Source organism: Aquimarina algiphila (genome assembly GCF_007489275.1).
Lineage (GTDB): Bacteria > Bacteroidota > Bacteroidia > Flavobacteriales > Flavobacteriaceae > Aquimarina > Aquimarina algiphila.
In genome coordinates this window covers 1-10,892 of the sequence record NZ_VLNR01000115.1, presented here as the reverse complement: position 1 = coordinate 10,892, position 10,892 = coordinate 1, and the positions used below count along the sequence as shown (strand labels likewise).

At 34.3% G+C, this 10,892-nt stretch carries 11 protein-coding genes; all 11 read right to left on the bottom strand.

The genetic code is table 11. From position 1 onward, the window contains the following. Positions 1-189: 189 nt before the first annotated feature. A complete protein-coding gene (locus FOF46_RS29520) occupies positions 190-714 on the bottom strand; it encodes a GNAT family N-acetyltransferase (RefSeq protein WP_143919033.1) in 525 nt (174 codons plus the stop codon). Positions 715-824: 110 nt separating this feature from the next. Then, complete coding sequence (locus tag FOF46_RS29515) at positions 825-1,004, bottom strand: hypothetical protein (protein ID WP_109436951.1); 180 nt, start codon at positions 1,002-1,004, stop codon at positions 825-827. Between the two features lie 117 nt (positions 1,005-1,121). Continuing rightward, entirely contained in the window at positions 1,122-2,051 is a 930-nt protein-coding gene (locus tag FOF46_RS29510) for a carbon-nitrogen hydrolase family protein (RefSeq protein WP_143919032.1), read from the bottom strand. An 11-nt stretch (positions 2,052-2,062) separates the two neighbouring features. Further along, positions 2,063-2,566, bottom strand: coding sequence for an endonuclease V (locus FOF46_RS29505; RefSeq protein ID WP_143919031.1), 504 nt, complete (start codon positions 2,564-2,566; stop codon positions 2,063-2,065). Between the two features lie 40 nt (positions 2,567-2,606). Further along, complete coding sequence (locus FOF46_RS29500) at positions 2,607-3,332, bottom strand: sulfite exporter TauE/SafE family protein (RefSeq protein WP_143919030.1); 726 nt, start codon at positions 3,330-3,332, stop codon at positions 2,607-2,609. A gap of 33 nt (positions 3,333-3,365) precedes the next feature. Next, complete coding sequence (locus tag FOF46_RS29495; RefSeq protein ID WP_143919029.1) at positions 3,366-4,406, bottom strand: zinc-dependent alcohol dehydrogenase family protein; 1,041 nt, start codon at positions 4,404-4,406, stop codon at positions 3,366-3,368. Positions 4,407-4,415: 9 nt separating this feature from the next. Then, positions 4,416-5,210, bottom strand: a complete 795-nt coding sequence (locus tag FOF46_RS29490; RefSeq protein WP_143919028.1) for a hypothetical protein — start codon at positions 5,208-5,210, stop codon at positions 4,416-4,418. Between the two features lie 2 nt (positions 5,211-5,212). Then, the gene (locus FOF46_RS29485) at positions 5,213-6,022 is read right to left on the bottom strand and encodes an arginase family protein (RefSeq protein WP_167572001.1); all 810 of its coding nucleotides are present in this window, start codon (positions 6,020-6,022) and stop codon (positions 5,213-5,215) included. A 4-nt stretch (positions 6,023-6,026) separates the two neighbouring features. After that, the gene (locus FOF46_RS29480; RefSeq protein ID WP_143919026.1) at positions 6,027-7,649 is read right to left on the bottom strand and encodes a M1 family metallopeptidase; all 1,623 of its coding nucleotides are present in this window, start codon (positions 7,647-7,649) and stop codon (positions 6,027-6,029) included. A 57-nt stretch (positions 7,650-7,706) separates the two neighbouring features. Further along, entirely contained in the window at positions 7,707-8,639 is a 933-nt protein-coding gene (locus FOF46_RS29475) for an alpha/beta hydrolase (RefSeq protein WP_143919025.1), read from the bottom strand. Between the two features lie 181 nt (positions 8,640-8,820). After that, on the bottom strand, positions 8,821-10,892 hold a 2,072-nt coding region (locus FOF46_RS29470), incomplete at its 5' end, for a beta strand repeat-containing protein (RefSeq protein WP_143919024.1).

The window sequence follows — 10,892 nt, the reverse complement described above, 5'->3', positions numbered from 1 at the left end:
CCTTTTAAAACCTTGAGTATTTTATCGTAATTTGCTTGAAAGTTGTGCATATGAATTATAGTGTCGTAACTACAATTTACTGCCTTTTAGCAGTTTGCGCAACTTTTTCTAAATGCACAACGGGTTAAAAAACTTAAATATAATATCGTTGATTAGCTATTGTATTTCATTTTAAAGATCAATAGTTAATTAGTTTCTTGATTTTGAAAAAATAATATTATCAAGATTACCTTCATCTTTTCTTTCTTTCATAAGAATGAAGTTATGACGCGTCAAGAGTTTTTTTGAAGGAATGTTTTCTCTATGCGTAAAGGCTTCAATTTGATCGAGTCGAAGTTGTTCGAATCCATAGTGTAGAATACAAGATAATGCTTCGCTCATAATTCCTCTTCCCTGAAAATTGGGATGTAAATCATATCCTACTTCGGCAATTTTTCTGTCTTCTGAGAAGTTCCATAAGCATATAGTACCAATTAATTCGGAGCTATTGTTTTCAGTAATACTCCAAAATAGTATATCATTATTGTCAATTTTTGTATTGATATTAGTAATGAAAGTAATTGCTTCCTCTATCGTATCGGTCTTTGCTCTTTTTATAAATGTATTTACAGCATCATGAGATCGCAGGAATTGAATGTTTACAGCATCACTTTCTTTTAATCGTCGTAGTAATAATCTTTTGGTGTATAATTCAGGAAATGTTGTGGATTTCATTTTTCATTCTTTATGCTCTGAAGCTAAAGTATTCAAATCAATTGTTTTGAAAAGCAAAAACCGCCAAAAACTTAAATTTGACGGTTCTTTTATTTTAATAAACCAAGGAATTAACATCCTTGAGTTTGACAATCTCCCGTTGCGCATCCTAAATTACATTCAAGATTTAAACTAGAATCGCATGCTGTACTATAGCCAGGATGTGTTCCTCCTCCTTGAATTTTTTCTGCGCCAATTTTAGAAATCGTGTTTTTGTTAAGCTTTAGCTTTTTTAGCTGTTTCTTTTTCATGATATATAAATTTAAATTGATTAATACTTCAATTTAGATAAAATGAAATCGGTTTATTGGGGACATAACGTTAATTAACTAAACCTTAACCAAGCACCAATAAAAGTCTTAATTGTATTAACTTTTTCGTTCTTGTTGTATTTCTGGTTGATCTTCTACGCTAAACTGAAAAATGTCATTTCGCGAATAATGACCAATGACGTCAAAGTCAAGTTTACTTTTGCTAATTTCATCCAAATCTAATTCTGCCACTAAAACTCCTGACGTATTAAATAAAGGACCAGCAATTACTTTACCCAAAGGAGAAACAATAATACTGCCTCCCGGGCACATATCTTCAGGTTCATTTTCTACTAAAGATTGATATTTTTCTGGATACATTGATTTTGTATAGAATTGATTACATCCCAAAACAAAACACCTGCCTTCTAGAGCGATATGTTTCATGGTAGAAGTCCATTCTTCTCGAGAATCAGCAGTAGGAGCGATATAAATTTCGACCCCTTTTTTATACATAGACATTCTGGCTAATGGCATATAATTTTCCCAACAGATGAGGCCTCCCAGTTTTCCGATTTTTGTTTTGAATGTAACTAAAGATTCTCCAGCAGCTTCTCCCCAAATAATTCTTTCTGTCCCCGTAGGTTTTATCTTTCGGTGTACGCCTAATAGACCTTCAGAAGGAGAGATATATAACATAGAACAATATAACGTCCCGTTCTTTTCTTGTTTTTCAGTAGCTCCAATGACCAGGTAAATATTATTGGATTTAGATAATTTCTCTAGTCTTTTAAGATCTTCACTTTCGAGATCGATGCTGTTTTTAGCGTATTCAGCATAAAGAGCTCTTCCATCATCAGTTCTACTTCCGATTTTTGCTCCGAAAGAAAACCCTCTAGGATACCCAGGAATAAAGGATTCAGGAAAAATCAACAGTTCACACCCTTCTTTAGCATACTTTTGAGTAAGCTGTTCTATTTTTTTAATCGTTTTATCTTTGTCAAAAAAAACTGGACTATCCTGAACCAGGCCTACTTTTACTTTCATAGTATATAGTTTTATTTCTCTTTAGTCGTTGTATCTAATATTTGTAAGAGTGTTGGCATTCTATAATTACCATGCATTGATAGTATATGATTTTTTGCTTCTTCTAGATCGATTCCTACAGCAGTTACATAAAGAGGTTTTGTACTTTCCCCTCTATATACTTCATGTACATGTTTTTTATTATCATGAAAACTGGATTTTGCAACTCCGATTATTGGAATTTTATGATCCAATTCCTCATATAAATGCCCTCCTAAACCTAATTTTTTGTGATCATCGAGGTAAACATAACCATCAACAATAATACATGTAATATGTTTTAGATCAAATTCTTGTACTATTGTAGTGATGCAGGGAAGTTCTCTTTTGTAGAATTCTCCAGGAACATAAGGAGCAATGTCTTGTACTTCTTTCACTATAATATTAGTAGGGAGATCATCGTTCCAGTTATCAAAGCATACGCAAACAGATTTTGCATGAGTTTCATAGTATTGTACGTCAAATGCTAATTTCATTTATACTGTTCTTCTGTGTATTAGTATTCAATTATGATATTTATTTAAATAAAATTACAAACCCTCCGATTGCGGTCATAATTAGGATAAACTTTCGATATTGGTGATCCTTAAATCTTTTTACGGCTTTAATACCAATAATGAAGCCTAATATAACCCCCGGAATTAAATATAAATCAATCGTTAGTGTTTGCAAACTTATAGTCTTCCAGCTAAAAACATGAAAAGGTAATTTAAAGAGATTAATGATAAAAAAAAGCCATGCAGCAGTGCCGATAAATTCATTTTTTGGAATACGAGTTGCCATGAAAAAAATATTTGTAAATGCTCCTGCCAGATTTCCAATCATAGTAGTAAACCCTGCGGCAAATCCTGTAGATCCAATAAACCATAGTTTGTTAGGAATATTCTTTTGATTATATCGATCTCCAAAAAACATAATGATTACACTAATGATGATAATTACAGCCATACCCTTTTTAAAGATACTTTCGGGAAGATTCTTTCCTATAAATACAGCGATAAGCACACCACCTATCATCCATGGAAGAAATCTCAAAAGATAATTCCAACGTGCATGTCTGTTGTAATAAATCACCGCCAAAATATCAGCAAAAATCAAGAGAGGCAATAATATTCCTGTAGAGGCTTTTGCACCATGAACTAATGCCATTAACGTTACAATAACAATTCCCATTCCTTTAAGACCTGATTTTGACATGCCTAAAATGAATGCAGCAATAAAGGGGATGAGGTGTGATATCATTTTATAATTTGTGGTTGCATATAATACTCATTATCAAAACGAATTAATCACTTGCATACCTTTATTATCAAAAGTATTCATATTGGGTAGTGCGGTAATTGCATCTTCTAATGTAATCGTTTTTTCTATAAGTTTTTCTGGATATAATTTACCATTTTTGATCATGTTCAACATCTCTGGATATTTATATGCTTGCATTCCATGACTACCTATAATTTCTAATTCATCAGAGAGTACCTTATCCATAGGAATTTTAGGATGTTGATGATCACCAGTCATTAAACCGACCTGGATATGTTTACCTCTTTTTCTAAGGTTAGATATAGAATTAAAACATGTTATAGCACTTCCTAATGCGTCAACAGATACATGAACACCTCCATCAGTAATCGATGTGATATGTTCTGGGATGTAATCATGCTTTCTTGCATTTACAGTAGTAAAAGCTCCCAGGCTCTTAGCTAACGCCAATGTGTCTTCATTGATATCTATAGCAATTACTTGTGCTCCAAGAGCATTAGCAATCATAATAGCAGATAATCCAACTCCGCCACAACCATGTACGGCAACATATTGTCCAGCAGAAACTTTACCCTGTTCTACTATAGCTCTAAACGAAGTAATAAATCGACACCCCAAAGTAGCAGCGGTTACATCATTAATTTCATCAGGAAGTTTTACCAGATTCGTATCGGCATAATCGATACTCACATATTCTGCAAAAGAACCCCAATGTGTAAACCCTGGTTGAGATTGCGAATCGCAGACCTGATGATTTCCCGAAGTACATTGCATACATGTGCCACAACCACAGACAAAAGGAACGGTAACACGATCACCAATTTTAAAATTGAGAACATTTTTACCGATGGCTTCTATAACACCTGCCAGTTCATGACCAGGAATATGAGGTAATTCTATATCAGGATCATGTCCCATCCAACCATGCCAATCACTTCTACATAAACCGGTTGCTTTTACTTTAATGACCACTCCATTGTCTTGTGGAGTAGGATCAGGAACATTTTGGATGGTTAATGGCCCCTGAAATGATTCGTATACGACTGCTTTCATGTATAATTTTTATTGTATTGCATCTAAAAAAGATTTCATTTCCAGTATTTTAATATCATCACGTTTACGTAATTCCCGAAGAAACCACCCTTTATGACCAGCTCCATAAATAATAAGTATTCTTTTTCCTTTATATCGATGTTTTTCTAATGCCTTTTCAATATTCCAGTAATGCGCAATATTGATATTATCCCATCCTCCCAGACCTAATTCTACATTAAACAATTTGTTGTATACCTGTAAACTAATATCCTGAATGCTATCATAAGTATCTGTATGAATAAAGTAAGGGTCATTTACTTTTCCGGTTGCCTTGTATGCAGAATCAGAGCGTTTGTTTGCTTTCAGATATGCCTTCCAATCTACAACTCTCGAAGAATCTTTACTAATGGCTCTTAGCTTCTGGCTTCTCTCTTGTGCCATAGGTTGTGTCCATCCAGCAGTAGGTATAATTTCAAAATTCATTTCTTTGGTAAGTGGAAAAACTACATCTACATACTCAGGAAAACGCATTACTCTGGGTTCTGAGATACTATCATCTCTTTTAAAGCCTTTAACTGCTTCTTTAAAACGATCTGGTGGAATCTCAGCAAGGATATAATCGGGTTGTATTTGCCGTATTAATTTGTCCAGATATGCAATGTTATAAACACTATCAGTATGATGGCCACTATGAATCGTACCTAGAACTAATACTTCGTTTTTTTGTTTTTGTACTGGAGTGTTTTTAGATTTTGATGGATTACAATTTGCTATTAAACCTATACTAAATATAATAGATAAGTATTTTAGGACACCATTCATATTTAATTTCGGATTAACGAATTAATAATATTCTCAATAGGTTTAAGCTCTTTTTGAGCCGTAGTTATGGATTCTAATACGCTACTTCCTACAATAGTAAAATTTTCTTGTAATGCTTTAATACACATTTCGGCATCTTTGATTTTTACTCCATCAGCAACTTGATAGTATGTTTTGTTATAATCGTTAGGCTCTAAACAATCAAAATCAAAATGTAAATAAAGATGTGTTATATTTTTAGAAACTAAAGTCTGAATAAGGTCATCTACATTAATTTTCTTAGGTGCATATATACTATCAGTATCTATACGTTTTTGCTCTGTATCATCAATATCCCGTAAACCAATATAGTGAATTTGAGAAGCTAGAATAGTTGAAGATAGGAGTGGAGCCATTTTTTCCTCTCCCTCACCGAGTAATGTTCTTAGTGGCATACCATGAAAATTACAACTAGGTGAATCGCACGGGCGATTAATATCTGCATGGGCATCAAACCAGATTACACCTAGATTAGGATATTTTTTATTTAAATAAGATACAGGAACAATCTCCAGACCACAATCTCCACCAATAGTTCGTATTATTGAAGGTTGAGAAGTATGGATTTCTTTCTTCAATCGAGATAATTGTTCTGTAATGGCATCATAATTATTGATATAATGCTTTTGAACTCCGTGTTCTCCGGCTGGGATTGTAGATAATGGAATGTTAATAAACTCTGGGTCATCCAAATAATCCAATATTGCTTTTGCTCCGGGTTCAATATTTTTACCCGAACCAGATCCTTGCCATTGAGGGAAATATATCTTCATTTCTTTATAAGGGTTTAACATTCACATAAAAATTAGGATCAACACGTAACGTATTTCCTTTAAATTCTTTTGTTTGCCATGTTGCATTGGGCTGTACCCATTGTGGAGTGTCATCAATAAAAAGACGAACAGGCATATCAAATTTTTCTATGATATTTACGTATCGATATTTCAACTTTCCTTTTTCAAAAGTATATTCGAGAGTTGGAATTTTGGTAGTTCTAAGATATTGATCAAAAAACTGAGTAAGATCGATTTTGGTCTCTTTACTGATATAATCTTCTATTTGTTGAGTAGTAATGGTTTGATGATAAAATGTGGAGTTAAGACCTCTTAGGATTGTTCTCCATTTTTCATCATCTTCTATCAATTGACGAAGGGTATGAAGCATATTTGATCCTTTAAAATACATATCACTGGATCCTTCTTTATTTACATCATAAAAACCGATAACAGGTCTGTCATTTTGAATACTTCTTCTGGTACCAATTACATATTCTGATGAAGCTTTTGATCCGTAGTGATAGTCTAAAAACAGACTTTCTGAATATGCTGTAAATCCTTCATGTACCCACATATCTGCCGCATCTTTATAGGTTATATTATTAGCAAACCATTCATGCCCGGATTCATGAATGATGATGAAATCAAATTTTAGTCCCCATCCAGAGGCAGATAGATCATTCCCCAGGTATCCATTTACATATTTATTACCATAGGTTACAGAACTTTGATGTTCCATACCCAGATAAGGAACCTCTACCAATTTAAAACTATCTTCATAAAAGGGGTAAGGACCAAACCAGTGCTCAAAAGCTTTCATCATCTTTGGAGCATCCTTAAATTGTTCTTTTGCTTTATCCAGATTATCTCTTAGTACATAATAATCCATATCCAAAGTGCCTTTTTCACCTTCATATTGCTCTCCAAAATGTACATAATCTCCAATATTAATATTTACTCCATAATTATTGATGGGATTATTTACAAACCAATGAAATGTTTTAGTGTTATTATCAAGTTCTTCTACTTTACGTAATCGGCCATTAGATACATTCATAAGATCTTTGGGAACATTAACACTGATCAAAAGACTATCTACTTCATCATACATATGATCTTTATTGGGCCACCAAACACTTGCTCCTAATCCTTGACAAGAAGAAGCTACAAAATGTTTCTTATTCTCGTCTTTTTTCCATGAGATACCACCATCCCAAGGAGCACGAACAGCTTCCCTGGGTTTACCACCATAAAAAATGGTTACAGATTTGATGCTGTTTTCTTGCTGAGGAGTTTCGAGTTTTATAAAATGTGCATTACCTTCAGATGTTATAGCTAATTCTTTTCCATCTTGAATCACTTTTTTGATTTTCAAAGGAGGTTGTAAATCAATTTGCATGACATCATGAGCTTTTAGTACTTTATAAAATACGGTGTTTTTACCAGAAATTGTCTTTTTATCCGGGTTCACCTTTATATCCAAGTGATAATAGGTTAAATCCCACCATTCTCGTTCTGGGGTTATCGAACCTCTAAGCGTATCTTGTCGTGTAAATTTCTGCTCTTGTGCAAAAAGGAGATGTACTTGAAATGTAAGTACTATAAAAAGAAAGATTTTATTCATTGTTGTATTCGCATTATCTTTAGAATTGATGAATTTTTTGAATATCGATTTTGTATATTATTGTAAAAGAAATTCGAGAGGAATATGCACTCTATCGTTCCAGCTTTTTTCATTATGATCAGCTCCTTCAAACTTTTTTGTAATCCAGTTTGACCCTTCTGTATATCCTTTGGCGCTCATTATTGAATCCACATGACTTTGAAACGGTTCATATTGTGCATCGTAGCCTTTTGTTCCAAAATCAAAATATATTTTGTGAGTAGACGGATCCGGAAGGGTATTGGGTAATGTACCAATATAAGCTTCTCCCAATACAGGAACTGGCCAATGCGTAGAGACGCAACCCGCTGCTCCAAAAACTTCTGGATAAGAGCAAATAGCATATAGGGATATGAGTCCACCCATAGATGATCCCATAATCGAAGTATCTTCTCTTTTGGTAGACACATTATAAGTCTTATCAATAAACGGTTTTAATTCTTCTACCAAAAATTTAAGATATGCATCAGAATACAAATCATCATATCCTGTGTTTTCCTTTAATGTAGCTTTAGCCTCGGGCGATGAGGTAAGTGCAGCTGGTGCTTTGGGCATATATTCAGAAAAACGCTTTTTTACAGTATTCCATGGAGCTACGACGATAGTTTTTTTAATCTTTTGTATTCCTAACAAGCTATCGATAGCTTCGTCTACACCCCAATCAATACCTGTATATGATGTTTTTGCATTAAATACATTTTGCCCGTCATGCATGTACAACACTTTATACTTTTCTTTTGAAGTAGCATCATAACCCGTAGGTAAGAAAACTTCAACATGGCGAGTATCTACATATTTTGACTCAAAGTTTTTGTATTCGATAACTTCACTTGCTGTAAAAGGTGTTTTTTCTACTGTTTCAACCAGTGCAATTTCTTCATGTTTTGGTTGTTGTTTACAAGAATATAAAATTAGGATACTTATACTAAAAATGAGTCTGTGCGAATACATAACAAGGATATTTGATTCTAAAAGTAAATAAATTATTCTTCTTTAGGACGTGTCTACCATTCTATACATATGATTTTATCATAATTTTAATAAGAAATGATTACGGATTAAATTTTTGAAACAATAAACCCCTCTATAAAAGAGGGGTTTTCTAATTAAATAAAAATATATAAACTAAAGATTAAAGTTTTATTAGTTTTCGTTCGATACTACCATTTATAGTCTTTATTCTGATAAAATATATACCAGAAGGAAGATCTGCAATAGAGAAAGAATTGTTCTTCGTTTCAAAAACCTTTTTTCCCGTTACGTTATAAACAAGTACCAGATTTAAAGGTATATTAATGTTTACTTCTCCCGCTGTTGGGTTTGGATATACTCTGATATCTAAATTGTCGTCATTAAGAATGGTGATTAGTGCACTATCTGTACTATTAATTTCTATCGAAGTATTAGCTAGATTAGATAAGGTAACGGTTACAGTTTCATCAGATTCTGGAGTAGCATCTTCTGTAGGTAAAATAGTAAATGTTTGTACTTCACCTGCATTTCCCGTAAATGAAAGTGTTTGATTGATAATTGCGGTATAATCATTATCATCTATTGTAGCTGTTCCATCAGTTGTGTTTACATCCACAGTAAAACCTCCAGGAACTTCATTGTCCAGAGTGGCGATTATTGTTATTGCACCATCATCTTCATTAGCATTTACATCTTCTATAGTAATGGTCGCAATATCAGGATCTGTTATAGTAATTGTTGCTTCATCAGTAGTCCCAATAGTTGCACTGGTATTATTAGTATTAGTCATAGTAAGGATTACAGTTTCGTCTAATTCTACAATATTATCATCAATAACTGATAATGGAATGGTCATAGATGAAGTATTGGCCGGAAACATAAAACTAGATCCTAAATCATCATAATCTGTTCCCGAAATAGCTGTTCCCGTTGTTGAAATAGTAACCATAACAGGAGTACTAAACTCATTCGTGGTACTCACTGTATACACTCCATTAGTAGTGCCTTCTTCTGCCTGTGTTGTGGCTGTGATAGAAAGTAAAGCTACATCATCGTCCGTAATGGTAACAGTAGCATTATCTGCGCTACCAATAGTAACAATACCGTTGTTTGTTCCTGTTAATGTTACAATAACGGTTTCATTACTTTCAACCAGATTATCAGCAATCACAGGCACATTGATTGTCGCAGAATTGGTATTAGCAGGGAATATAAAGGTTGTACCCAAAGCAGTAAAATCTGTTCCCGAAGTTGCAGTTCCTGTTACTGAAAGATTGACTGTCACAGGAGTACTAAATTGATTTGTAGTACTTATAGTAAATAATCCATTAGTAGTATTTTCTGCTGCTTGTGTAGTGGCTACAATAGAAAGTACCGCTGCATCATCATTCAAGATTGTCAATGTAGCACCATCGGTGATATTAATATCTCCTGAAGCAACCGTTGAAGGGGAAAGCCCACTCATTCCTATAATTACGGTCTCGTCTGGTTCAGAAGTTGCATCAGCCGTAGGGGTAATTGTGAAGGTTTCTGTTTCTCCAGCCGTTCCTGCAAAAGTAAGAGTCTGTGCTGTTACTGCAGTATAATCACTATTAGCCGTTGTTGCTGTTCCATCTGCCGTACTAACATCTACATCAAACCCACCATCTATAGCGTTATCCACTATAACAGTCACGGTAATGGCACCATCATCTTCATTGCCGCTTACATTAGCGATAGTTACTGTCGCCTGATCATCATTGTTTATGGTCAGCGTAGCTCCATCTGTAACATCTATATCGCCAGAGGCAACCGTTCCAGGGCTTAAACCACTCATGCTTATGAATGTGGTTTCATCAGCTTCTACTTTGGTATCTCCGCCAAGGGTAATATTAAAAGTTTCTGACTCGCCAGCCGTTCCTGCAAAAGTAAGTGTCTGAGCTGTTACTGCAGTATAATCACTATCAGCTGTTGTTGCTGTTCCATCTGCTGTGCTAACATCTACATCAAATCCACCATCTACTGCATTGTCTACAATAACAGTAATGGTTGCTGTGCCACTGTTCTCATTCACAGCAACATCTGCTATCGTCACAGTAGCCTGATCATCATTGGTAATAGTACCAGTACCAGTACTGTCTCCTATAATGACATTTGTACCTGTTGGATTCGATAAGGTTAGTGTAAGTGTTTCATCTATTTCAACGGTTTGATCACCTGTAATGGTAATATCTACTGTTTTACTGGATTCTC